Source organism: Caballeronia sp. LP006, assembly GCF_031450995.1.
Classification (GTDB): domain Bacteria; phylum Pseudomonadota; class Gammaproteobacteria; order Burkholderiales; family Burkholderiaceae; genus Caballeronia.
Genome location: NZ_JARTVW010000002.1, coordinates 224,576 through 247,475, shown reverse-complemented (window position 1 = coordinate 247,475; position 22,900 = coordinate 224,576). Strand labels below are relative to the sequence as shown.

At 61.6% G+C, this 22,900-nt stretch carries 24 protein-coding genes; 16 read left to right on the top strand and 8 right to left on the bottom strand.

Going from position 1 to position 22,900, the window contains the following annotated elements; all coding sequences use genetic code 11:
* Positions 1-9: 9 nt before the first annotated feature.
* From P9250_RS01870 to P9250_RS01860, 3 genes are all read right to left on the bottom strand, one after another.
* Entirely contained in the window at positions 10-945 is a 936-nt protein-coding gene (locus P9250_RS01870; RefSeq protein WP_310390818.1) for a LysR family transcriptional regulator, read from the bottom strand.
* A 237-nt stretch (positions 946-1,182) separates the two neighbouring features.
* Positions 1,183-1,650 (bottom strand): cyanase, encoded by a 468-nt coding sequence (gene cynS, locus P9250_RS01865; protein WP_250494849.1) that lies wholly within the window; start codon positions 1,648-1,650, stop codon positions 1,183-1,185.
* Positions 1,651-1,715: 65 nt separating this feature from the next.
* Entirely contained in the window at positions 1,716-2,102 is a 387-nt protein-coding gene (locus P9250_RS01860) for a MerR family transcriptional regulator (RefSeq protein ID WP_250494848.1), read from the bottom strand.
* An 87-nt stretch (positions 2,103-2,189) separates the two neighbouring features.
* Between P9250_RS01860 and P9250_RS01855 the strand changes: the two genes are divergently transcribed.
* The gene (locus P9250_RS01855) at positions 2,190-3,098 is read left to right on the top strand and encodes an alpha/beta fold hydrolase (RefSeq protein ID WP_409014783.1); all 909 of its coding nucleotides are present in this window, start codon (positions 2,190-2,192) and stop codon (positions 3,096-3,098) included.
* Between the two features lie 103 nt (positions 3,099-3,201).
* The gene (locus P9250_RS01850; protein ID WP_250511321.1) at positions 3,202-3,981 is read left to right on the top strand and encodes an IclR family transcriptional regulator; all 780 of its coding nucleotides are present in this window, start codon (positions 3,202-3,204) and stop codon (positions 3,979-3,981) included.
* A gap of 2 nt (positions 3,982-3,983) precedes the next feature.
* Here P9250_RS01850 and P9250_RS01845 read toward each other — a convergent pair whose 3' ends face one another.
* From P9250_RS01845 to P9250_RS01830, 4 genes are read right to left on the bottom strand one after another with little or no spacing between them, the layout of a single operon-like run.
* A complete protein-coding gene (locus P9250_RS01845) occupies positions 3,984-4,790 on the bottom strand; it encodes a TIM barrel protein (protein WP_310390817.1) in 807 nt (268 codons plus the stop codon).
* Between the two features lie 18 nt (positions 4,791-4,808).
* Entirely contained in the window at positions 4,809-5,675 is an 867-nt protein-coding gene (locus P9250_RS01840; RefSeq protein WP_310390816.1) for an intradiol ring-cleavage dioxygenase, read from the bottom strand.
* A 9-nt stretch (positions 5,676-5,684) separates the two neighbouring features.
* Positions 5,685-6,764: a maleylacetate reductase gene (locus P9250_RS01835; protein WP_310390815.1), complete on the bottom strand. Its 1,080-nt coding sequence runs from the start codon at positions 6,762-6,764 to the stop codon at positions 5,685-5,687.
* Positions 6,764-7,363 (bottom strand): nuclear transport factor 2 family protein, encoded by a 600-nt coding sequence (locus tag P9250_RS01830; protein WP_250494843.1) that lies wholly within the window; start codon positions 7,361-7,363, stop codon positions 6,764-6,766. The genes P9250_RS01835 and P9250_RS01830 overlap by 1 nt, the downstream gene beginning before the upstream one ends.
* A 215-nt stretch (positions 7,364-7,578) precedes the next feature.
* On the opposite strand from P9250_RS01830, the gene P9250_RS01825 reads away from it, so the two are divergent.
* The 10 genes from P9250_RS01825 to P9250_RS01780 all read left to right on the top strand — a co-directional run bounded on the left by P9250_RS01825 (position 7,579) and on the right by P9250_RS01780 (position 16,387).
* Positions 7,579-9,009, top strand: a complete 1,431-nt coding sequence (locus P9250_RS01825; protein WP_244831618.1) for an MFS transporter — start codon at positions 7,579-7,581, stop codon at positions 9,007-9,009.
* Complete coding sequence (locus tag P9250_RS01820; protein ID WP_250494842.1) at positions 9,006-9,908, top strand: shikimate dehydrogenase; 903 nt, start codon at positions 9,006-9,008, stop codon at positions 9,906-9,908. Before P9250_RS01825 ends, P9250_RS01820 begins: the two co-directional genes overlap by 4 nt.
* Before the next feature lie 3 nt (positions 9,909-9,911).
* Positions 9,912-10,814: an alpha/beta fold hydrolase gene (locus P9250_RS01815; RefSeq protein ID WP_250469599.1), complete on the top strand. Its 903-nt coding sequence runs from the start codon at positions 9,912-9,914 to the stop codon at positions 10,812-10,814.
* Between the two features lie 20 nt (positions 10,815-10,834).
* Positions 10,835-11,878 carry a Gfo/Idh/MocA family protein gene (locus P9250_RS01810; RefSeq protein WP_250494840.1) on the top strand — a complete coding sequence of 348 codons (1,044 nt, stop codon included), beginning with the start codon at positions 10,835-10,837 and terminating at the stop codon, positions 11,876-11,878.
* A 57-nt stretch (positions 11,879-11,935) separates the two neighbouring features.
* Positions 11,936-12,196: a DUF3072 domain-containing protein gene (locus tag P9250_RS01805; protein WP_310390814.1), complete on the top strand. Its 261-nt coding sequence runs from the start codon at positions 11,936-11,938 to the stop codon at positions 12,194-12,196.
* A gap of 134 nt (positions 12,197-12,330) precedes the next feature.
* Positions 12,331-13,413 (top strand): ABC transporter substrate-binding protein, encoded by a 1,083-nt coding sequence (locus tag P9250_RS01800; protein WP_310390813.1) that lies wholly within the window; start codon positions 12,331-12,333, stop codon positions 13,411-13,413.
* Positions 13,410-14,240 carry an ABC transporter ATP-binding protein gene (locus tag P9250_RS01795; RefSeq protein ID WP_310390812.1) on the top strand — a complete coding sequence of 277 codons (831 nt, stop codon included), beginning with the start codon at positions 13,410-13,412 and terminating at the stop codon, positions 14,238-14,240. Before P9250_RS01800 ends, P9250_RS01795 begins: the two co-directional genes overlap by 4 nt.
* Before the next feature lie 109 nt (positions 14,241-14,349).
* Positions 14,350-15,105, top strand: coding sequence for an ABC transporter permease (locus P9250_RS01790; RefSeq protein ID WP_244831955.1), 756 nt, complete (start codon positions 14,350-14,352; stop codon positions 15,103-15,105).
* Positions 15,098-15,976, top strand: coding sequence for a transporter substrate-binding domain-containing protein (locus P9250_RS01785; RefSeq protein WP_310390811.1), 879 nt, complete (start codon positions 15,098-15,100; stop codon positions 15,974-15,976). Before P9250_RS01790 ends, P9250_RS01785 begins: the two co-directional genes overlap by 8 nt.
* A gap of 69 nt (positions 15,977-16,045) precedes the next feature.
* Complete coding sequence (locus tag P9250_RS01780) at positions 16,046-16,387, top strand: hypothetical protein (protein ID WP_244831589.1); 342 nt, start codon at positions 16,046-16,048, stop codon at positions 16,385-16,387.
* A 243-nt stretch (positions 16,388-16,630) separates the two neighbouring features.
* On the opposite strand, the gene P9250_RS01775 is transcribed toward P9250_RS01780, so the two are convergent.
* Positions 16,631-16,909, bottom strand: coding sequence for a hypothetical protein (locus P9250_RS01775; RefSeq protein ID WP_310390810.1), 279 nt, complete (start codon positions 16,907-16,909; stop codon positions 16,631-16,633).
* Positions 16,910-17,299: 390 nt separating this feature from the next.
* On the opposite strand from P9250_RS01775, the gene P9250_RS01770 reads away from it, so the two are divergent.
* The 4 genes from P9250_RS01770 (at position 17,300) to P9250_RS01755 (ending at position 22,880) form a co-directional block, all read left to right on the top strand.
* A complete protein-coding gene (locus tag P9250_RS01770; protein ID WP_244831576.1) occupies positions 17,300-18,310 on the top strand; it encodes a hypothetical protein in 1,011 nt (336 codons plus the stop codon).
* 10 nt (positions 18,311-18,320) lie between these two features.
* A complete protein-coding gene (locus P9250_RS01765; RefSeq protein WP_244831575.1) occupies positions 18,321-18,758 on the top strand; it encodes a phosphate ABC transporter substrate-binding protein in 438 nt (145 codons plus the stop codon).
* Between the two features lie 13 nt (positions 18,759-18,771).
* Complete coding sequence (locus P9250_RS01760) at positions 18,772-22,038, top strand: EAL domain-containing protein (protein ID WP_310390809.1); 3,267 nt, start codon at positions 18,772-18,774, stop codon at positions 22,036-22,038.
* Positions 22,039-22,151: 113 nt separating this feature from the next.
* A complete protein-coding gene (locus P9250_RS01755; RefSeq protein ID WP_310390808.1) occupies positions 22,152-22,880 on the top strand; it encodes an SDR family oxidoreductase in 729 nt (242 codons plus the stop codon).
* Positions 22,881-22,900: the final 20 nt, after the last annotated feature.

Below are 22,900 nucleotides of genomic sequence, written 5' to 3'. Positions count from 1 at the left end.
TCATGGTGCTTATGCGCCGGGTGTGACCGCGAGCTTGCGCGCAACGTTCGTGACGAGGCGGCGAAGCCATCGCGTGGCCGCGCTGCGATGCGTTCTCTCATGCCATAACTGGTAATACGTGAGTGCGGGCGTTGCGCCGGGAATCGGCTCCATCTTCAAAGGCAAGAGGCGCGCGTAGTGGGAAGCGAGCGCGCACGTCGTCGTGAAGATAAGGTCCGAGCGCACGAGCACATAGGGCGCCATGCCGAAGTAAGGCAGCGTGGTCGTGACCGTGCGCGTAAGACCGTTGCGCGCGAGTTCCGTATCGATGGTGCCCCACGCGGTCGTGTTGTAGGTCGTGACAGCGAGATGCTCGGCTTTCTCGAATGCGTCCTTCGTGAGTTCGCCCGGCTTGACCGGATGATTCGCGCGCATCAGGCAAACCAGTTCGTCCTGACACAGCGGTTGCAGATGCAGATGCGCGGGCGGCGTGCGCCAGTTGCCGATCACGAGATCGAGCAAGCCTGTTTCGAGGCCGTTTTCGTAGCCGCCATCGACCATCATGAGATGCTTGAATTCGAGCTTCGCGGATGGCGCCGCTTGATGGAACGCGTCGATCACGGCGGGCACGAAGAACACATCGAGATAATCCGGCGAACCGATTCGAAATGTGCAGTTGCTCGACGCCGGATCGAATTCGGTGTTGGGATGAAGGATCGCGTCGATATGACTGAGCGCCTGCGCGGCAGGCTCGATCAGCGTGAGCGCATGACTCGTCGGCACCATGCGGCTACCGCTGCGCACCAGAAGCGGATCACCCGTCATTTCACGCAGCCTGCGCAACGCAATGCTCACAGTCGGCTGCGATTGCCCGAGCAGCTTGGCGGCGCCCGAGACGCTCGACTCCGTGAGGAGCGTATGCAGAACGCGGATCATATGGGAGTCGATGCTTTCCCTGGACATCATGCGGCGTCACCTTTGACATGGGGGATGCGCGGGCGATCTTGTGATTCGTTATGGCGCCCGGCTGCGCAAAATATACGGACGGATATAGCGCAGGTCAACGCTGGGGCAAACGCGTATGTCGCCGCGAAAGCCTTGTGCCGTCTGACTCATGGCACCGCGTTTATGGTGAGAATGGTCGCAGGGTTATGCAAGGCGCGCCGCTGTGTGCACAACGCGCCATCGCCATGACGTAAAGGATCAGAACGGCTTGTACGGCAGGAACTTGCCGTCGAGCGTGATCACGGCGCGTGATCCGCCTTCGGGATCTTCCACCTTCTTGATGTCGATACGAAAGTTGATCGCACTGATAATGCCGTCGCCGAATTGCTCGTGGACGAGCGCCTTCAACGTCGTGCCATACACCTGCACCATTTCATAAAAGCGGTAGATGGTCGGGTCCGTCGGCACGTTGCCCGGAATGCTGCCGCGCAGGGGAATGGTCTGGAGCAGCGCGGCGGCGGCGTCGCCGAGTTCGAGTTTGTCCGCCACGCTCTTTGCGGCTTGCTCCGGCAACGGGTGCTGGCCGAGAAGCGCGGCTGTCACGTAGGGCACGCTGAGACTCGTTCCTTCCGCGAGTTCGGCGTAGGTGAGTCCCTTGCGCGCCTTGGCATCGACGATATGTTCGGTCAGCGTGGAACGCGACAACTGCGAAATCTGCGATTGCATGACGACTCCTTTGCCCGGATGGCCGGTCGGTTGAACAAGCCGACAGTTGACCACGGCAAAAAAACTCAATCCAGCGGCGGCACGACGCCTTCGTTCAAGGTTTTGAGCAGACGCGCGCGGCGCCGTTCCAGATCGGCGATCTGACGCTCTATCGACACCAGGCGTTCGCGTTGCAATGCGGTGGTCTCCGGACACGTCACCGCGCCTTCGATCAGGCGCATGCAGTCGGGAAACGCGAGGATATCGGCGAGGCTGAAGCCGGTCGCGATCATGCGCTGTATCTGCCTCACCTGAGAGATGGCCGCGTGCGGGAACACGCGATAGCCGTTGCTCGCGCGAACCGAAGTAAGCAGGCCATGCTCGTCGTAGTGGCGAATCGAACGAACGCTCGCGCCGGTTTCGCGAGATAGCTCGCCTATAGTCAGTAGCGTGTGTTCAGCGGATCGTGTCATGCAAAAAGACTAGCACTTTTTCGCTTGACCCTGACACTAGTGTGAGGCGCGAGACTCAAGACTTTCGAATGAATGAGGAGTGTCATCGTGTCTTTTCGCATGGTTCGTTACCTTGTTTCCACGTTGATCGCGACGGGCGCGTTGAGCGCCGTATCGCCCGCTGCGTTCGCGGAAGAGAAAAGTTATACCGTCAATGCACCGGATGGCGTCGCGCTCGCCGTGCAGGAATCCGGCAACCCGGACGGCCCCGCCGTCGTGCTCATTCATGGACTGCTGGGCAGCCGCCTGAACTGGGATGCGCAGGTGAAAAGCGCGCGACTGAAGGGCTACCGTCTCATCACTTACGACATGCGCGGCCACGGTCGCTCAGGGAAGCCCACGAATGCCGATGCCTATACCGACGGCCGCCGCTGGGCCGACGATCTTGCAACAGTCATCGAAACGTCGCATGCAAGGAAGCCGGTGCTCGTTGGCTGGTCGCTCGGCGGCGCGGTCATCTCGAACTATCTCGCGGCCTATGGTGACGGCAAGATCGCGGGCGCCGTGTATGTGGATGGTGTGATCGAGCTTACGCCCGAGCAGATCGTGGCGCATCCCGATGTCTATCGAGACATGACATCGGCCGATCTCAAGACGCATCTCGACGGCGAGCGCACCTTCCTGAGCCTTTGCTTCGACACGCAGCCGGACAAGGTCACGTTCGAGCGCCTGCTCGCCAATGCCGCGATGGCTTCGTGGGACATGCAGGCTGCCGTTCAGTCGATGAGCGTAGCCGCCGCCGATGGTCTCGGTCAGGCGCATGTTCCGGTGCTGCTGATCTACGGCGCGCGCGATGCGCTCGTCAAGGCGCAACCGGCTATCGCGCGGGCGCGTCAGATCAACCCGAACCTGCGGAGCGTGCTGTATGCGAAGTCGGGCCATGCGCCTTTCATCGAGGAGCCGAAGCGATTCGATAACGATCTTGGTGCGTTCGTCGATTCCGTATCGAATAAATGAAAAGTTCCCACTCGTGAATAAAAATCTGCACTTTACGGTGCGGATTCTTGACACGAAGCACGGCGCAGTTAAACTGTTCCTCTATATGAACGAGGAGCAGCGCATGCGTCGTGAGGAAATCGAAGCCAGCAGCACGGTCAAGTCGGCGGACCGCACACTCGATCTCTTCGAGTTGCTCGCGCGCTGGGGCCGCGAGATGTCGCATGCGGAGATTGCCGAGGCGCTCGACATTCCCAAGAGCAGTCTCACCAAGCTCATCCGCAATCTGACGGATCGCGGCTATCTGCGTTTCGTGCCTGAAACGAAGGGGTATCGGCTGGGCGATGCCATTTTGAAACTCGCGCAGCAGTCAAATCAGTTGCGCAGTTTGATTGCATGCGCCGAGCCGGTCCTCGGCGATATCACGCAGCAAACGGCGGAATCGTGCGCGCTCAATCAGCTCAAGGGCGAGCAGGTCGAAGTCGTTGCAACGGTCGTGAGTCAGCAGCGCCTGCAATCGCATATGCGGCTCGGCGATCTCGCGCCCTTGTATGCGGTATCGGGCGGCAAGGCAATACTCGCCTTCCTGCCCGATGTCATGCGCGCCGAATACATGCGCTCGGTGTCGTTCGAGCGCTTCACGAAGAACACCATCGGCACCAAGAAAGCCTTGCTGAACGAGTTGGAATCCGTGCGTGCAAACGGCTTCGCTCATTCGCTCGAAGAATTCACGCCGGGCATCGTGGGTCTTGGCGTGCCCATTTTGTCGTCCACCGGGTTCCCGCTCGGTTCGCTCAATCTCGCGATACCAGCCGTGCGTTACTCGCCGGAAATAGGCGAGCGGTCGATTGCAATACTCAAGGCATCCGCAGTGCGCATCCAGCGTCAATATCTCGCGGAATAGAGTTACTGCGCTTTTGCAAGGAAGCGCTTCATTCTCGACATGATCGTGCGTGCTTGCTCATCGAATGGTTGTCCGCGCAATGCGAGCGTGGGCGCTTCGACGGCGAGCGTCAGGTCGGCGGGCAGCTTAACCAGCACATCGTGCAACGGAAGTTCGCCATCGCCGGGAAGCAAACGAGCGGTGCGTGCTTCGGTTCGCCGGTCGGCCACTGCAACCGGCGAGGCACGCGGTCCATCGCAAATTTGCATGTATTCGATAAGCGCGGGGTCGATACTATCGATGTCCTCAACCTTCGCGCCCGAGCGGAAGTACTGCAAGGCATCGATCAAAAGCCGCGCGTTCGGCTGACCGCTTGCCTGGATGGTGGCGAGCGCATCGTCCAGCGTGCCGATGGCGCAATACGTGATCAACTCCAGGCCAACCGTCATTTCGAAGCGTGCAGCCGCTTCGCACAGCGCCCGAAAATTGCGCATGAGACGCTCGCGGTCCTGATCGAAGCCAACGGTAAGCACATGCTTCGCGCCAAGCCGATGCCCCGCTTCGAGCGCGGGTAAGAGAAGGTCTATGTTCGTGCTCTCTTGCAGCCAGATGGCTTCGATATCGAGCAGGCGAACACCCGTCGCTTCCATGCGCGCGGCGAGCTCGCGGATGAGCGCCGGATTGCCCGCGACATCGACGATGCTATCCGCAGCCGTGGGCGCCACGACGCGCAAGCCGTAATAGTCGAAGCCACCGGCGTGCGCGGCATCGACGAGTTGCAGCGGATGCGCATCCAGCATGGTGAGGTGATGCAAGGACAGTTTATGCATTGTCGTATTCGTGAGTCTTTAGCGCTTTGCGGGCAGAACAAAGGGGTAAGCAAGGAGGGCCGTGCCCGGCGTGACTTCATGTCCGGCCGGGCTCATGCTGCCTTCTATCGTGTCGAGTCGCGCGATCAGGCCATCCTTCACGCCGAACACGACATCCGAATCCAGATAGCGGTCGCCTTCAAGAAACACGTGCGTGACGATGGTTTCGAAGCCCGGCGCGCTGACCTTGAAATGCACATGTGCCGGCCGGTAAGGATGCCGCCCTTGCGCATCGAGCATCTTGCCTACAGGGCCATCGTTCGGAATCGGATAGAAGGCGGGCACGATCGAACGGAACCAGAAACGTCCATTTTCATCGGCGTGAAAACGGGCGCGCATGTCGAGCGCGGTCAGGCCCGCCTCGCGTTGTACGTCGTAGAAGCCGTGATCGTCCGCGTGCCATGTCTCGATGAGCGCGCCCGCAATCGGCTCGCCATGTTGATCCGACACACTGCCTTCCACGATCATTGCCGGCCCGTCCGATGCATGCGAAATGCTCGCGCCCAACGGAAGATCGCGCGCCTCTTCGACATAGAACGGCCCGAGCACGGTGGTCTCGGTGGCGTTGCCCGTGAAGCGATGATTGAGCGCATCGACGAGCATGGACACGCCAAGCGTATCGGAGAGGAGGATGAATTCCTGGCGCGTCTCCGAACACATTTGGCCCGTGCGCGTGAGAAAGTCGATAGCGCCGGCCCATTCCGCTTCGGTCGGTTCGATCTCTTTCACGAACGCATGCAGATGCCGGACGAGTGCCTCGCTGATTTGCCGTGTCCGTTCGTTCTCGCAACCGCTCAAGCGTTCGAGCACGGCTTGCGTGATGTTGTCTTCGTTGAAATTTCGCATCGAGTGTCCTTATTCGACCAGCGCGGGCGGTAGGCCTTTCCATGCGCGTTCGAGCATGGCGCGAAGCGGTCGGCTTTCGGGCGCGCGCGGATTTGCATAGGCGTTGCGCGTGACGAGGTCGATTGCGTGATCGATGCCCGCTTCAGGCATGCCGATCGCTTCGAGCGAACGCGGCACGCCAAGCGATGCCGCGAGATCGTGGAGACCGGTCCACGCATGCTCCGCGTTCAATGCGCGGGCAATGCGCTTCATTGCGGGCGCGGCGGCATCGGCGTTGAAAGCGGCGACATGCGCGATCATGATGGCATGGGTCTGCGCGTGCGGCAGATCGAATGCGCCGCCAAGCACATGGCAGATCTTGTGATGCAGACCCATGCCGACCGAAGCCAGACACGTGCCGCACAACCACGCGCCATATTGCGCGGCGCGTCTTGCGTCGATCGATTCGGGCGCGCGCGCCACGTCGGGTAACGCCGCCGCCAGCGACGCGATACCTTCCTCCGCCATCAGCGATGTGATCGGATTGCCGTCCATGGCATAGAGCGCCTCGACCGCATGCGCGACGGCATTGAGCCCGCTTGCCGCGCTCATAGCAACGGGAAGACTCAAGGTCAGCTCGACATCGTAGATGACGATTTCGGGCAGCACCTTGAGCGTGCGCTGTGTGCGTTTCTCGCCGTCACGCGTCTCGCCGATGATCGGCGTGACTTCGGAGCCCGCATACGTGGTAGGCAGCACGATCTGCGGCAGGTCCGTCTGCAATGCAATGGCCTTGGACAGACCGACCGCCGAGCCGCCGCCTATCGCGATCACACAGTCGGCGTGTGCGCGGTCTACGGCTTGCAAGGCGCGCGCCGTGACGTCCCAGGGCGTGTGCATGGTGGCATCGGCGAAACGGTGTGTCGATGCCGGATCGAACTGCTGCGCGATGGCATCGCCCAATGCGGCCTGTTCGCGCGTCGTCACGATGAGTGGACGCGTACAGTCGAGCCGTGCGGCTTCGGCGGCCGTCTCCGAGCGCCGGCCCGCACCGAAGATCACGCGGGCGGGCAACGCGTTATAAACGAACTCTGTTGCCACGGCGTTCATCACAGCGTGCCTGTATCGAGCCACGCACGGCCACGCGCATAAAGCGCTTCGACCACGGGACCGGTTAGTCCCGGCATGTCGCGCTTGACCTTGTAGCCGATCTTCGTCTGAATGTACGCGAGATGCCGGTAACCCTCGGGAAAGAGCCCGAGTATCTCGGGATCGAGTTCGAGCCGCACACCCGTTTCGACGGGGTCCAGACGGTCTTTCTCGTAGATAGGCTGACGCAGGCGCAAGAGCCACTTGCCGTCCACTTTCTCGTAGAAGTCATAGAAGCGCCCGGTGCAGACGACATCGCAACGATGACCTTCGACCTCGCCGCGCTGCGAGATGGTCATCTTCGTCTGCGCAATGGCACGTGTGCCTTCGAGATCGATAGCCGTGCCGCCGAGGAAGTGAAGAATACTGACGCCGCGCGCCCAGCCTTCTTGTGTCACGCGGATGAATTCCGGCCCCGTGCCTTGAAACCACGTGGCCATCATCACGCCCTCGGGATGCCAGAGCGTGGCGAAGCGTTCCCAGTCGCCCGCGTCGCGCCACACGGCCCAATTTTCGATTGCCTCGCGTATTGCCAGCCGTTCCAGCAGTGTCTCGTTCATTGTGTGACCTCGTGTTCTCATATGGAAAGTGGTTTCCATGGTGAGTGAGCGCAGGCCGTGCCGTCAAGCGTTATCTGGGCTTTGTAGGGACTATCCCTAGTTTGTTCTCATACGGGAATTGTGCGTGAAAACGCGTTGACAGTTTTCGATGTGAGTTTCTAAGATGGAACGAAAATACGGATGAGAACGCACCTACATCACCAATGGAGACATCGATGTCCAACGCAGCAGACCATGAGCCGCACGGACGGCATCAGTCGAAACTGGCGGCCGCGAGCGGCTGGATCGGTTCGGCGCTCGAGTACTACGACTTCTTCATTTACGCGCAGGCCGCGGCGCTGATCTTTCCGCAGATCTTCTTTCCGAAGGGCGATCCCAAGGTGGCGATTGCCGCGTCGCTCGCGACTTACGGCATCGGCTACGTTGCGCGTCCTATCGGCGCGGTCGTGCTCGGGCATTGGGGCGATACGCACGGTCGTAAGTCGGTCCTGCTCGTCTGCATGTTTCTGATGGGCTTCTCGACGATGGCCGTCGCGTTCCTGCCCACTTACGATCAGGTCGGCTTGTGGGCGCCCGCGTTGCTCGTCGTGCTGCGGCTCGTTCAAGGCTTTGCGGTGGCGGGCGAAATCTCGGGCGCGAGTTCCATGATTCTCGAACACGCACCGTTCGGGCGGCGCGGTTATTACGGCAGCTTCGGCATGCAAGGCGTCACCGCCGGGCAATTGCTCGCGGCCGCCGTGTTCCTGCCGCTGAGTCACTTCATGCGCGAGGACGCCTTCAATTCATGGGGCTGGCGCGTGCCGTTCCTGATGAGCGCGCTCGTGTTGGTCGCCGGTTACTTCATTCGACGCAAGGTGCGCGAGACGCCCGCGTTCGCGCAGGAAGGCGAGCGTGGCGCGGTGCCGCATGCGCCCGTCAAGCTCGCGTTCAGGCATTGCTGGGACGACATGCTGCGCGTGATGTGCATGTCGATCATGAACGTCATTCCCGTGGTCACGACCATCTTCGGCGGCGCGTATGCGGTGCAGCAGGCCTATGGCATCGGCTTCAGCAAGAGCCTTTATCTGTGGATTCCGGTGCTCGGCAATGTCGCTGCCATGATCGTCATTCCTTACTGGGGACGTCTGTCGGACAGAGTGGGCAGAAGGCTGCCGATCATCGTCGGGTCGGTCGGTTCCGGGCTGCTTTCGTTTGCGTATCTCTATGCCATCAGCATTCATAGCGTGACGCTCGCCATCGTTTTGTCGATACTGATGTGGGGCCTCGTGTATCAGGGGCAAAACGCGGTGTATCCGAGCTTCTATCCCGAGCTCTTTCCAACGCGCATGCGCGTGACGTCGATGGCCATTTCGCAGAACGTAGGCGTCGCCATTTCGGCGCTGCTGCCGGCGCTGTTCACGACGGTCGCGCCGCCCGGCTCGCAAAACATTTGGCTGATCGTTGGCGGTATCACGTTCGGCATCACGGTGTTGTCCGCGTTGGCGACATACTCGGCGCGCGAGACGTATCGCATCCATATGAACGATCTTGGCCGGCGCGATGCGGTGCCGGTCCCCAAACACGAATACGAACGCCTGCGCGAAGAAGCGACACAAGAGCGCGCCAATACGGCGAAGCCGCTAAGCGGACAGGAGCGCGGCGCATGACGGCGTTCGACACACAAGAGAAGGCCATGACGACGACATCATCCGGTTTGACCGAGGAAAGGCTGAGGCTCGATGCACCCGCCGACGCGCTCACGCGCCTCTTCCATATCTTCGGCTCGCCGATTGCGCATGTGCGCGCCCCTGTCGTGTGGAGCACGTTGATGAAGCGCTACGGCATCAACGCGCTGATGCTGCCCGCCGATGTCGATAGCGCGCACTTCGATGCCGCGCTCGCCGGCACCAAGGCCATTGCGAACGTGGACGGCGTCATCTTCACCATGCCGCATAAAGTGGCCGCCATGCGTCATGCCGATACGCTCACGGAGCGCGCCGAGCGCATCGGCTCGATCAATCTGCTGCGGCGCTGCGCGGATGGCGGATGGGAAGGCGACAACGTGGATGGCGCGGGCTTCGTCGCGGGCCTGCAGGCGGATGGCGTGCGTCTGGAAGGCGCGCACGTCTATATGCATGGCTGCGGTGGAGTGGGGCGTAGTATCGGCTGGTCGGTCGGGCTGGAGAAAATCGCGAGCCTGACTATCTTCGATATCGACACCGAGCGTGCGCGCGAATTGGCTGATGCCATCGCCTCGGTCAGCGATGCGCGCATCGAAGCCGGCACGCCGGATATGCGCGGTATCGATCTTGCCATTAATGCAACGCCCGTTGGCTTGCATGCGCATGACCCATTGCCCTTCGCGCTGGATGAACTTGCACCGCACGCAGTCGTCGCCGATGTAATCATGGAACCGCGAATGACGGCTCTGTTGAAGGCGGCTCAGGCGCGCGGTCTGAAGGTTCATCACGGACGCAACATGATGAACTACGCGATGCCCATTTCCGCGTCCTTCTTTGGCTTGCCTGCATCGTTCGACTGGAACGGCAAGTCACTACAAGGATGAGCCATGAATCAAGCTGCGAATGAATGGTTCGAAGGATTTTCGAAGCTGGATGTCACGGCGGGCGATGTGCACTTCAACGGCATGATTGGCGGCTCTGGCCCACCTGTGTTGTTGTTGCACGGCTATCCGCAGACGCATTTCGTCTGGCGTTATATCGCGCCTGTGCTTGCGCGCTTCTACACGGTGATTGCGCCCGACCTGCCCGGCTATGGCGCAAGTGTCACGCTCGCGCACGAACAACGCTGGACCAAGCGGCGCGTGGCGCACGCTCTCGTCGAACTCATGAGCGCACTCGGTCATGAGCGCTTCGCTGTCGTCGGACACGATCGCGGCGCGCGCGCGGGTTATCGGCTGGCGCTGGATCATCCCGAGCGTGTGGCGGCGTATGCCTCGTTGACGGTGGTGCCGACCATCGACGCGTTCGCATCCGTGAATAAAGCCTTCGCCGTCAACGCTTGGCACTGGTTCTTTCTCGCGCAGCCGGCTGACTTGCCTGAACGCATGCTCGCCGCCGATCCCGACGCCTTCATTGAACGCGCGCTCGGCAAGATGGCAGGCGGCCTCGAACGCATGGATAGCGACGCACTCGATGCCTATCGCCGCGCCTTTCGCAACCCGGACGTGCGCCATGCAATGTGCGAGGACTATCGCGCGGCAGCCGATGAAGACTCGGCGCACGACAGCGCGGATCGTGCGGCGGGCCGCAAGCTCGTGTGTCCCGTCATGGTTCTCTGGAGCCTGGAAGAACGCAAAGGGCAGGCTCATACGCCAATCGAAATCTGGCGCGCATGGGCCGATGAAGTCAGCGGACGCGGCATCGGCGGCGGCCATTTGCAACCGGAAGAATCGCACGAGGAAGTCTTGCATGACCTCGTGCCGTTCCTGCGGCAACACACCTCATCGTGATAGATCAAAAGGTTGGATACATGGAGAAGATCGGAATAGCCGTTATCGGCGCGGGCGTGATTGGCCGGCGTCACGTTCAGGAGATCGCGCGTAACGAGTCGTGCAGGCTCGTGGCTATCGCCGATCCATCGCCCGGGTCGGCGAGTTATGCGGCGTCGTTGTCCGTGCCGCTTTATGCCGATTACCGCGAGTTGCTGAAGCACGAACGTATCGACGCGGCTATCGTGTGCACGCCCAATCACACCCATCTCGAAGTGGGACTCGCGTTTATCGAACGAAAAATTCCCGTGCTGATGGAAAAGCCCGTTGCAGACGATCTCGAATCTGCAAACGCGCTTGCGGATGCATCCAAGGAAGCGGGCGTTGCCATGCTCGTCGGGCATCATCGGCGGCACAATCCGGTGGTGCGTGCAGCGAAGGAAGCCGTGGCAAGCGGAAAGATCGGCACGCTCGTCATGGCGAACATCATGTGCCTGTTGTACAAGCCCGATGACTACTTCAACGTGCCGTGGCGCAGACAGCCAGGCGGCGGTCCTATTCTCATCAACCTGATTCACGAGATCGACTTGCTGCGGTTCATCTGCGGCGAGATCGTGTCGGTGCAGGCGGTATCGTCGAACAAGGTGCGCGGTTTCGACGTGGAAGACTCGGCGGCCTGCACGCTGCGACTCGCGAATGGCGCGCTTGCCAACATCAGTCTCTCCGACACGACCGCGACGCCTTGGGGCTGGGACACGGCAGCGGGCGAGGACCGTGAACTCTTCGCTTATCGTCCCGTGCCCACGCATTTTTTCGCGGGCACGAACGGCGCGGTCACCATGCCGGACCTGACGATGTGGTCGTATCAAGGCGCGAAGGGACGCGACCAGCCTATTCACGATCTGCGCCTTGCCGTGCCCGAGGAGAACACGTATGCAAACCAGCTCGAACATTTCGTCGATGTCGTGAGAGGTTCGGTGCGTCCCGTCATAGACGGACACGACGCCGCACGCACGCTTGCGGCAACGCTCGCCGTGGAGGAATCGGCGCGGCTGGGGCGCCTGATCGAACTGAACGTGACCTGATGCGGCACGCTCCTTGCGCCAGACCTCTATATGTCACCACGCCAAGAGGATTGCGCCATGAACGATAAAACCATCGACGATATCAATGCACAAGCCGGCCCGTCCGACGACCCGAAATCGCACCCGACATCGAATGCCGAAAAAGACCCGAGCGATTGGGTTACGGGGGACGAAAAGATGACGGGCGCGCAGGCTTCTTATCTGAAGACGCTTTCAGAGGAAGCGAAAGAAGAGTTCGACCCGTCGCTGACTAAAGCGGACGCCTCGCTCAGAATCGAAGAGTTGCAAGCGAAGACGGGGCGCGGCCAAAAGTCTTGAAGTATTCGAACGCTGCCATCTAAACAAAGCATGTTTTGTTGGTTTGCGCGTCGTGACTGCTGAGTGAGAATCGCGGAGTACGGTGCTGGTTTGAATCCAGCACCGCCTCTAACCGTGCTCTCCCAGCGGAAATCATGATGGCGTCCCTTTTGCACCGCCGGCCCCGTCGCGCCGGAAAGATTCTCGTCGCGGCTTGCGCGGCTGCCGTACTCGCTCTGCAAAGCGGCTGCAAGCCGGAAACCGAAAAAGTACAGAGCTCGTCGGCATTGGTAGACAAGTCGGCGAAGCAGGAAATCACCTACTTCAAATATCCCGACAACCCCGCGTTCGACCTCGTCTATCTCGCCGACAAGCTCGGCTACTTCGAGAACAGGAGCACGCGGCCCAAGTACGTCGGCAAAATCTCCGCACCGCAGATCATTCCGCTCGTCGGCACGGGCGAGATCGACTTCGGCACGCGCATGGTGCCGCTCGTCATCTCGGCCATTGCGAGCGGCGCGGACATCAAGGTGGTCTCGGCTGGCGGCGAGACGCTGCCCGATGCACCGCACATGAAGTATTTTTCGCGCGCCGATTCGGGTATTCGCGGACCAAAGGACTTCGAAGGCAAGACGGTGGCGTTCAACAGCTTCGGCGCATGCGCGGAGTTCGTGACGAAGAAGTATTTGTCGCAGCATGGCGTGGATGTCTCGAAGGTGAACTGGCTCGTCGTGCCCGACAATCAGTCGCAGCAGGCGCTCGTAACGAAGAACGTGGATATCGCCATCATTCACCCGCCGTTTTCTGGCGCGGCGGAAGCCGATCCGCAATTGCACAAGTTATGGAGCGATTGGGACGAAGACGGTGGCCTCGGCGGAATGGCGCCGTATAGCGTGAATGGCGCGTTTGCGCGGGCGCATCCGCAAGCGGTGAAGGACTTCGTCACGGCTATCGCGAAGGCGGGGAACTGGGTCAACGCGCACCCTGACGAAGCGCGTCAGCTTACGGCGGAGCGGTTGGGTATCGACGTGAAGCTGGTCGAGCGTTATGCCTATGTGAAGGACCTCGTCGTAACCGAGCCGCCGATCCAGTACTACATCGACATTCTCGAACAGGCTGGCAAGATTCCGAAGGGCAAGGTTGCAGTCAAGGATGTCTACACGAACGACTACAACCCGTACGCGGGCAAGTCGTCGCAAGCGAGCGCCAGCACGCACGCGCAGGGCAATCCGTCATGAGCGAGAAGATCGTCGCGCGTGGCCTCGGCCTCACATATGAAAACGAGGCGACAGGTTCGAGCCTCACGGTGCTCGATAACTTCGATCTGAGCGTGCGCGAGGGAGAGTTTCTCGCCGTGCTCGGACCGAGCGGTTGCGGCAAGTCGACGTTCCTGAGCATTCTTGCCGGCCTCGTTCCGCAAACAGCGGGCGAGATTACCGTGGATGGCGAACCTGTCAGCGCCGCGCGGCAAAAGCTTGGCGTCGTGTTTCAGGGCTACGCGCTCTTTCCGTGGCGCACGGTGCGCAAGAACGTTGAGACAGGGCTCGAGATTCGCGGCGTGAAAGCCGTGCAACGACGCAGCGAAGCCGAACGTTTTTTGCGTCTCGTCGGGCTGCTCGACTTCGCCGATCACTATCCGCATCAGCTATCGGGCGGCATGCGCCAGCGCGTGGCCATTGCGCGCGTGTTGGCTTATGGTCCCGAGATATTGTTGATGGACGAACCCTTCGGCGCGCTCGATGCGCAAACCCGCGAGTCGTTGCAGCAGGAGTTGCTTGCCATCTGGGAGCAAAGTGCAAAGACGGTCGTGTTCGTCACGCACAGCATCGACGAGGCGATTTTTCTCGCGGATCGCGTGGCCATCATGGGACGCGGGCCGGGCCGCGTGAAGGAAATTATCGATATCGACTTGCCGCGTCCGCGCGATGCCTCTTTGCGCCATTCCGCCGCTTTCATGGCGTTGCGGCAGCGTGCATGGGCAAGCCTGAGTCTGGAACTCGGCGAAGCGCTTGTTCCGTCGCGCGAGCAGCACGATGAACTGACCACGGGGGCATTCCGTGCCTGAGCAAAACACCATCCGCAAGCTGCCGGGTCTGATCGCACCGCAGACGCCGCAAACGGCACAACCGCCAAGGGTTCGCACGGCCGCGCCGCGGCGGAGCATTCGGCTTTCCATGGCCTTCGAACGATCCATCGCGCTTATCGTCTTCGTGCTGCTGTGGGAGTTGTTGCCGCGGCTCGGTGTCGTGAGCACGGCGTATCTGAGTCCGCCTTCGCAAGTGGCGGTTGCCATCGCGCATCTCGTCGATAGCGGCGAAGTGTGGAAGCACCTCGGCGCAAGCGCGCTGCGCTCGCTTAGCGGGCTCTTGCTGGCCGTTGTCGGCGGCGTGGTGTGTGGATTCGCGCTCGGGTGGTTCCGGCGCGCAGAGCGCATTGTCGATCCGCTTTATCAACTGCTGCGGCAAGTGTCCGCGTTCGCGCTCTTTCCGGTGTTCATGCTCTTTCTCGGGATCGGTGAATCGTCGAAGATCGCGATCATCGTATGGGCGGCGTTCTGGCCCGTGCTGCTCAACACCATCTCTGGTGTGAAGCAAGTCGAACGCGTGTTCATCGATTGCGCGCGTTCCATGGGTGCGGGGCAAGGCTTCATCTTTACCAAGGTCGTGTTGCCCGCCGCGTTGCCCGAGATACTGACCGGTATCCGGCTCGCGGGCGCCTACAGCATCACGGCGCTCGTCGCGGCAGAGATGATCGGCGCGCGCTCGGGTCTCGGTTTCTACACGCTCAACTCTCAGGAGACGTTCCAGATTCCCGACATGTATGCGGGCATCGTGCTGCTCGCGCTGTTCGGCCTTCTGATCAACAAGAGCCTTTCGCTGCTCGAACGGCGTTTGCTGCGCTGGCGTGTGGGCCTGGCACAGAATGGCTAGAGCCGGACAAGCGGCGTCGCATGAAAGCGGCTGGCGGCTGTGGATGCCGCTTGCGGCAGTCGCATTATTTGCCGCGTTCCTGTTGTCGCCCTTGAGCGCAAGCTGGCGCAATTCACTCGCCGATGACCGGCCGTTCGTCGCCGCCTATGCACGCGGCAAGCTGATCGTCGCCGTGCCGTCCCAACCCGCGCCTATCCTGACCGTCGGCCACGTCGACCGTTCCGTGCGCGCACCCGAGGCATACTCCGCCGCGCTCGCCGAGGCACTCGGGCGCCGCGCCGGACTGCCCGTCGAACTCGTGTTAGCCGAACAAGCCGATGCGCGCCACGCCGTGCAAGACGGTCGCGCGGATGTCGCCATCGCCGGGCTGGCGTTTTCGCCGGATGCGTCCGTCGCCTTTGCGCCCGGCAACTACGCTTCCGGGCGAGGCGTTGCGCTCGTTCTTCGGCACGGCAACATTCAGGACTGGCGCGATCTCGAGGGCCGCTCGATCTGCGCGTCGCGCGAAAGTCCGTTTGCGGCGCGCGCCGCGCATCGGTATCGGGCGGCATTGCAGGGCTTCGACAGGCCGCTTGACGCATTGCTCGCGTTTCAGGCGGGAGAGTGCGCCGCGCTCGTGGACGATGAACTCGTCGTGCGCGCGCTCCTCAAGCAAGCCGACTGGTCGTACTACCGGACGCTGCCGGGCGCGGTTGCGCCCGCGCCGGCGTTCATCGCATCGCGTGGCGGCGATATCGCGAGCGCGGCGTTCATCGAACGGACGGTGAACGGGTGGCGGCGCGAGCGCTGGTTCACCACCGTGCGGCAGGATCAGGCCACTCGCCTCGCGTTCGAAATGTTCAACGCACAGAACGATTTGTATTGCCATTGAAGAGTCGACAAACAGGCGACGGTCGCCTCGTCGCGCCCGCCCAGCCTTGTAAGGAGCGGTTTTTGCTGAATGCTCGATGCCTGGATCTACCTGTCATCGATTATGAAAGCCACGATTGTTTCGCACGAGGAGCCGCATGGCTCCGCCGCCGAGATCCACCGCTTCCGCTTTCTGCTGGAAGACGGCAACGAAAAGCCACTTGAGGAAGCCATTTCACTACGTACGGCACGTGTCATCGTCGAAAATCTCGCCGATGGCAACGCGTTCATCAAGATGCTCCATGCCATTGTTTCCTCGGACCCCGCCGACTACGACGCGCTGATCGGCAAGGCGTTTCCGGATCATTTCCGCGATCAGCCCGCAGCCAACCGCCCGATGCCGGGAAAGGAGAGCGAAGGCCCGTGCCCCTGACCAGGCAAAAAATGCCGCTGCCGTGCCGATTCCGGGAATTACGGGGAAATTCGTCCGTTTATCGGGACTTCGAATTTCCTGGACGTAGCTAGAATTCATTCTGTTGCCACGCTCTTCCACCCCCGGGACGAGCGATTTCCGCGCCGTGCGCTTCTCCTCGCGCACGGCGCTTTTTGTTTTTTTAGCGCCGTCAGGCCGGGTACGAAGTTGCGCGCTCGGCAGGCCCGATGCGTCTGCGTTGCCCTAGTTCGACATCAACGAACGCGCCTGCTCCAGAAGCGCGGCGGCCGCGAGAAATTCCTTGCGGCCTGCCATCGTCAGCGCGGCCATCGCGGAGTCTTTGAAAAGCTCGTCGTTCGAGATCGGCGGTGTAGTCGTTTCTATCAGTCGATGCTGCCGCAAACGAAAGAACGCAAGCGACTGGAACGCGCTCATCTTCTGGTCTTCAGGCATTCCAGAGGCGACGAGTTCGGCGGCGCCAACCAGTTGGGCGAGGGTTTGTTCGTAGTCGGTGCGGTTCATCGTCATTCCCTTCGCGGATGAGTTGCATGGGGCAAGGTTAGCATCGTGCGGATGCACTCATGCCAAGCGAACGCAGTGGTGCAGGCAAACCGTTGAACCGCTCGTCCAGCAAGCCTTACCGACTAACCTGCGGGAGATGCTGAACGAAAATTCGACATCCGCCGAATCCCTGAAAATCCCCCATTCCCAAGCGAAATCGACGCTCGAAAACGATAAAGCCGCACCCATCCGTGCCGTTAAAGGAGGCTTAACTGAGTCCATCCATCAGAAGCCTTCGTCGCTCGTCACATGATCTTTTTCGAACACCGGCTGGCTCGCATCGCACGCGTCGCGGTTCTTCTCGGAGGCGTTTTCGCCTCGATGACCGCGCGCGCCGACGATGCTCCCAAAATGTTCACGCTCAGCGGCTTCGGCACGCTCGGCATGACGCACTCGTCTCTCGATACCGCCGACTATGTGAGCAGTCCGCTCGAACCGAACGGCGCGGGTGCATCACGCAAGTACGACTTCGAGAACGATTCGAAGATCGGCCTGCAACTGAGCGCGCGCCTCACGGACAAGCTCTCGGCCGTCGTGCAGGTGATCTCGCAGCACGAATACGACAACACCTTCAAGCCGCGCCTCGAATGGGCGAACGTCAAGTACGCGTTCACGCCCGACTTCAGCGTGCGCGTGGGCCGTATCGAGTTGCCCACCTTTCTGAACTCGGAATATCGCAACGTCGGTTACGCGTTTCCGTGGGTGCGTTTGCCGGTCGAGATGTACAACACGCAACCGCTCACCAATAGCGACGGCGCCGACGTTGCCTATCGCATCGCGGCGCGCGGCATCTCCAACACGGTGCGCTTCGTCTACGGCTACTCGGTCTTTCACGTGAACCCCGGCGCATTCCGCACCGAGGGCAAAAACATTCTCGCCTTCGACGATACCGTGGAGATCGGCAACTTCACGGGTCACGTCGGTTATCAGCACGCGTCGGTCAAGCTCCCATTCCTCGCTGACCAACCCGTGAACGTCTACAGCATCGCCGCCGCCTACGATCCAGGCGCGTGGTTCGTGCAGGCCGAACTTGCACGCGTGACGGTCGAGCAGGTGACGCCTGGCTATATCAGCGGCTACGTGACGGGCGGCGTGCGCTACGCGAAGGCCACGTTTTTCGCGACCTACGCGCAGTCGCACGGGCTCAACCGGCCCACCGCCATTCCCAACTACAACAACGGCCAGCGCGATGTTTCCATCGGTGCGCGCTGGGATGTCGTCAAGAATATCGACCTCAAGGTGCAGTTCGATCATGTCTGGGTGCCGTCCAATTCGACGGGCACGTTCCTCAATCAGCAGCCCGGCTATCAGTTGGGAAGCGGAAGCAATGTCTTCAGCGCCGCGCTCGACTTCGTCTTCTGAGGAGCCCGACATGCCACTCCTCAAACTCATCGGAACAGCGTCGCTCTTCGCGGCCCTTTGTATGTGCACGTCATCGGCGATGGCGGATGTCGTGGTCGTCGTATCGGCAAAAAGTCCGCTCACGTCGCTCAACGAAAGTCAGATCGCGGATATCTTCCTCGGTCGCGTGGGCGCATTCCCCTCGGGCGACGAAGCCGTGCCGCTCGACTTGCCTGACGACTCGCCCTTGCGCGCCGATTTCTATCGCGATTGCACGGGCAAGTCGGCGTCGCAATTGCGCGCGTATTGGTCGAAGCTCATCTTCACTGGCCGCGCGCAACCGCCGCGCGAGATGGCCGACGCAGCCGCGGTCAAGCGTTATCTGCAAGCGCGTCCATCCGCCATCGCCTACATCGACCGCAAGGATGTGGACGCGAGCGTGAAGGTCGTCCTCAGCCTGCGTCCGTGAAGCGCGCCCGTTCATGATCTTCAACATCGACAAGATGCGCGCGATCAAGCGGCTGATCGAACCGGACGCGGCGCGCGGGCCTTCGCACGTGCAAGGCGACAGCCAGGAAGCGCGCTTGCCGCCTTCGCTGCGCCGGGCCATGCGCCGCGCGCTCGAAGCGCACGTGATGATTCCGGTATTCGCGGTCTTTCTGCTGGCGATCATCTGGGTGATCGTGCTGCAACTCGTCCACACGCAACGCATGGCCGCCGAAATCGCCGCGAGCGAGCTCGGCCGTGAACTCGCCGATACCTACGAAGCGCAACTGGTGCGCAATCTCGCGACCATCGACCAGACGCTCAAGACCGTGCAGTTCGCGTACGAGACGAACGGCGCCGCAAGCTTCAAGCGCCTCAACGATCAGGGGCTTCTGCCGTCCGCGATCGTGTTTCGCGTCGCTATCGCCGATGCAAACGGTCAGCTCGCCGCGTCGAACCGCTCGGGCATGCCGCCCAGCGTGGCCGACGAGCCGTGGTTCATCGCGCAACGTCAGCGCCAGGACGACGCGCGTGCGCCGTACATGAGTCTCGTCGCGCCTTTTGAACACGCGGACATGCCGGAGATCATCTTCAGTCGCCGTCTTCGCGATGCATCGGGACACTTCGGCGGCGCGGTCATGCTCTCGCTCGATCCCGGTTATCTGACGAGCAACTACGACACGGCGCGCATGGGCAAGCATGGTCTGCTCGCGGTGTTGGGCGCGGACGGCGTCGTGCGTGCGCAGCAGATTGGCGATACGGTCTCGTGGGGCCAACGCTATCCCGACGCGGCATTGCGCGCGGTGCGCGATACGCCGGTCAGCAACGCGGTCGTACATGAGTGGGACAACGACGCACACCGCTATACCAGCGTGCGCGAACTGAACGGCTACGCGCTGATTGCGCTCGTCGGTCTCGACCAGGACGAACAACTCGCCGATTTTCGCAGCCGCCGGCGCGCCGACTTCATCTGGACGAGCGTGCTGAGTCTCGGCGTCATCGTGATCGCGTTCATTCTCAGTCGTTCGAGCTGGCAACTCGCTGTCAGCCGCCGACGCGAACGGCGCGCGCAACAGACTTACTACGCGGCATCCGAATCGAGCATCGACGCGTTCCTCGTGTTTCGCGACGAGCGCGGTCCGGCAGGCGAGATCGAGAAGTTCATTCTGACCGGCACCAACCGGCGCGGCGTCGAGATTCTCGGCGTGGCGCGCGAACGGTTGATTGGCAGCACGCTCGACGAAGCGTTCGTCGACGCGCGCGACGGCGGCGTCTTCGACGAGTTCGTCGAGGTGGCCGAAACGCTGCAGGTGCGCGAGCACGAATGGCAGTATCGGCGCGCGGATGGCGAGACGCTGTGGCTGCATCGGCAAGTGGTGCCGGTGGAAGACGGCGTCGTTGCCATCGTGCGCGATCTGAGCGCGCGCAAGCGGTCGGAAGCGCGCAGGCAGGAGCAGAGCCGAATCCTCGAAATGATCGCGAAGAGCGTGCCGCTCGAAGAAGTGCTCGTGCGCGTGGTGAGCGTGCTCGAAACGCAGATTCCCGGGTCGCGCTGCGCGGTGCTGCTGCGCGACGGCACGAGCAACTGGCTGCGCGTCGGCGCGGCGCCGAGCATGTCGGAGCGATACCGCGAAGTGGTTGGCCAGTCGCGTATCGACGAAGATGCGTTGTTGAGCGGCAAGGCCATTCATACGCGTCAGACGGTATGCGTGATCGACGTGGCGCGCGACGAGGCCCTGAGCCGCGAACTCGCGCGCTGCGGCCTCGCCGACGTCATGTCGTGCTGGGCCTTTCCCGTGCTCTCGCACGACGGTTCCGCGCTCGGCGTCATCACGCTGTATATGCAGGAGAAGCACTATCCGAGCGAGCCGGAATCGCAGGCGGTTGCGCTGTCGACGCGCATTGCGGGTATCGCGATTCAGCGCAGCGAGGCCGAGGAGCGCATTCGCCATATGGCGAACCACGACGCGCTCACCGGTTTGCCCAACCGCACGCTTCTAAGCGACCGTCTCAAGCAGGTGCTGTTGCAGGCGGAGCGTTATGGGCGCGGCGTGACGGTGATATTTATCGACCTCGATAACTTCAAGCTCATCAACGATAGCCTTGGCCACCGCGCGGGTGACGATCTCCTGCGCACGGTCGCTTCGCGCATGGTGCAATCGGTGCGCAGCACGGACACGGTCGTTCGTCTGGGCGGCGACGAATTCGTGATCGTGTTGCTCGAAGACGATCAGAGCGGCGCGGGCGTCACGGCCATGGTCGAGCGCTTGCGTCAGACCATTTTGCAGCCTGCGGAATTGCAGGGACAGCATTATCAGGTGAGCTGCAGCATGGGGCTTGCGAGCTATCCGAACGATGGCCGCGACGCCGACACGCTCCTCATGAACGCCGACGCCGCGATGTATCACGCGAAGGAAATGGGCCGCAACAATTACCAGGCCTACACGGCGGACATGAATCAGAAGGTGCATGAACGCCTGCGCTATCAGGAGCAGTTGCGCCACGCGCTTGCCAACGACGAGTTCCGGCTCGTGTATCAGCCGCAGGTGGATCTGGAGACGCATCGCGTATTCGGTGTGGAGACGCTGCTGCGCTGGGAGCATCCGACCGAAGGCCTGATCTCGCCCGCGACCTTCATCCCGATTGCGGAAGAAACGGGTTTGATTCTGCCGATTGGCGACTGGGTGCTACACGCGGCCTGCCGACAAAATCAGGCGTGGCAGGACGAAGGTCTGCCGCCGGTGACGGTGGCGGTGAACGTATCGGCGCGGCAGTTTCTGCAAAAGGAACTCGTGGAACGCGTGCGGCATGCGCTCGATGAAAGCGGGCTCGATCCGCAGTATCTCGAACTCGAGATTACCGAGAGCGTCATCATGCAGGATCTCGATGGCGCCATCGCAACCATGTGCCGGTTGCAGGAAATGGGCGTGAAGCTTTCCATCGACGACTTCGGCACCGGGTATTCGAGTCTCTCGGCGCTGAAGCATTTTCCGATAGCGCGTCTGAAGATCGATCAGTCGTTCGTGCGCGAGTTGCCGGGCGGCGACGACGATCGCGCCATCGTCATGGCCGTGATTTCGCTCGGACGCCAGCTCGATCTGAACGTGATCGCCGAAGGCGTGGAGAGCGAGCAACAGCTGAAGTTCCTGCAGGAAAACGCGTGTTCGGAGATTCAAGGGTATCGATACAGCCGTCCGCTCACGCCCGATGCCTTGAAGACGCTCTTGTTGCAGCCATTCGAGTGGCCCGCCGAAGCGGCTTGAGTGCGGCGCGAACGACTTTAGTCTTGACAGTGTTCCCGGCCTACACAATCATCGTTCGTTGATGCGCGGCGTTTCATCGGCGCGCGACGACGGTCAACGCAAGGACGACGAATATGGCAAGAGAACTGGAAGGCAAAGTAGCCGTGGTGACGGGCGCGGCCTCGGGCATCGGGCTTGCCAGCACCGATGCAATGCTGGCGGCAGGGGCGCGCGTCGTGCTGGTGGACCGCGACGAAGCGGCACTGACGAAGCTCTGCGCCGAACGCGGCGATGCGGCGCTCGCGCTCGTCATCGACCTTCTCGACCCCAAGGCCTGCGCGACGCTCGCGCCGCGTGTCATCGAGATGGCGGGGCAAATCGACATCCTGCATGCGAACGCGGGCACTTACGTGGGCGGCGATCTCGTCGATGCCGACACGAGCGCCATCGACCGCATGCTCAATCTCAATGTCAACGTCGTGATGAAGAACGTGCACGACGTGCTGCCGCATATGATCGGCAGGAATACCGGCGACGTTGTCGTGACGAGTTCGCTCGCGGCTCATTTTCCGACACCGTGGGAGCCGGTTTATGCGTCGTCGAAATGGGCCATCAACTGCTTTGTGCAGACCGTGCGGCGTCAGGTGTTCAAGCATGGCATTCGCGTCGGCTCGGTTTCGCCAGGGCCGGTGATCAGCGCATTGCTGGCCGATTGGCCGGAGGAGAAGCTCAAGGAAGCGAAGGAGTCGGGCAGTTTGCTCGACGCGAGCGAAGTCGCAAACGCCATTCTCTTCATGCTGACACGACCGCGCGGCGTGACCATTCGCGACGTTATCCTGATGCCGACAAACTTCGACTTATGATGCGCGAGACGGACGCGTTC

Excerpts from the sequence above, each read along its gene's own strand:
- P9250_RS01870 (WP_310390818.1), bottom strand. The coding sequence starts at position 945 with ATGATGTCCAGGGAAAGCATCGACTCCCATATGATCCGCGTTCTGCAT.
- cynS (WP_250494849.1), bottom strand. The coding sequence starts at position 1,650 with ATGCAATCGCAGATTTCGCAGTTGTCGCGTTCCACGCTGACCGAACAT.
- P9250_RS01860 (WP_250494848.1), bottom strand. The coding sequence starts at position 2,102 with ATGACACGATCCGCTGAACACACGCTACTGACTATAGGCGAGCTATCT.
- P9250_RS01850 (WP_250511321.1), top strand. The coding sequence starts at position 3,202 with ATGCGTCGTGAGGAAATCGAAGCCAGCAGCACGGTCAAGTCGGCGGAC.
- P9250_RS01845 (WP_310390817.1), bottom strand. The coding sequence starts at position 4,790 with ATGCATAAACTGTCCTTGCATCACCTCACCATGCTGGATGCGCATCCG.
- P9250_RS01840 (WP_310390816.1), bottom strand. The coding sequence starts at position 5,675 with ATGCGAAATTTCAACGAAGACAACATCACGCAAGCCGTGCTCGAACGC.
- P9250_RS01835 (WP_310390815.1), bottom strand. The coding sequence starts at position 6,764 with ATGAACGCCGTGGCAACAGAGTTCGTTTATAACGCGTTGCCCGCCCGC.
- P9250_RS01830 (WP_250494843.1), bottom strand. The coding sequence starts at position 7,363 with ATGAACGAGACACTGCTGGAACGGCTGGCAATACGCGAGGCAATCGAA.
- P9250_RS01825 (WP_244831618.1), top strand. The coding sequence starts at position 7,579 with ATGTCCAACGCAGCAGACCATGAGCCGCACGGACGGCATCAGTCGAAA.
- P9250_RS01820 (WP_250494842.1), top strand. The coding sequence starts at position 9,006 with ATGACGGCGTTCGACACACAAGAGAAGGCCATGACGACGACATCATCC.
- P9250_RS01815 (WP_250469599.1), top strand. The coding sequence starts at position 9,912 with ATGAATCAAGCTGCGAATGAATGGTTCGAAGGATTTTCGAAGCTGGAT.
- P9250_RS01810 (WP_250494840.1), top strand. The coding sequence starts at position 10,835 with ATGGAGAAGATCGGAATAGCCGTTATCGGCGCGGGCGTGATTGGCCGG.
- P9250_RS01805 (WP_310390814.1), top strand. The coding sequence starts at position 11,936 with ATGAACGATAAAACCATCGACGATATCAATGCACAAGCCGGCCCGTCC.
- P9250_RS01800 (WP_310390813.1), top strand. The coding sequence starts at position 12,331 with ATGATGGCGTCCCTTTTGCACCGCCGGCCCCGTCGCGCCGGAAAGATT.
- P9250_RS01795 (WP_310390812.1), top strand. The coding sequence starts at position 13,410 with ATGAGCGAGAAGATCGTCGCGCGTGGCCTCGGCCTCACATATGAAAAC.
- P9250_RS01790 (WP_244831955.1), top strand. The coding sequence starts at position 14,350 with ATGGCCTTCGAACGATCCATCGCGCTTATCGTCTTCGTGCTGCTGTGG.
- P9250_RS01785 (WP_310390811.1), top strand. The coding sequence starts at position 15,098 with ATGGCTAGAGCCGGACAAGCGGCGTCGCATGAAAGCGGCTGGCGGCTG.
- P9250_RS01780 (WP_244831589.1), top strand. The coding sequence starts at position 16,046 with ATGCTCGATGCCTGGATCTACCTGTCATCGATTATGAAAGCCACGATT.
- P9250_RS01775 (WP_310390810.1), bottom strand. The coding sequence starts at position 16,909 with ATGAACCGCACCGACTACGAACAAACCCTCGCCCAACTGGTTGGCGCC.
- P9250_RS01770 (WP_244831576.1), top strand. The coding sequence starts at position 17,300 with ATGTTCACGCTCAGCGGCTTCGGCACGCTCGGCATGACGCACTCGTCT.
- P9250_RS01765 (WP_244831575.1), top strand. The coding sequence starts at position 18,321 with ATGCCACTCCTCAAACTCATCGGAACAGCGTCGCTCTTCGCGGCCCTT.
- P9250_RS01760 (WP_310390809.1), top strand. The coding sequence starts at position 18,772 with ATGATCTTCAACATCGACAAGATGCGCGCGATCAAGCGGCTGATCGAA.
- P9250_RS01755 (WP_310390808.1), top strand. The coding sequence starts at position 22,152 with ATGGCAAGAGAACTGGAAGGCAAAGTAGCCGTGGTGACGGGCGCGGCC.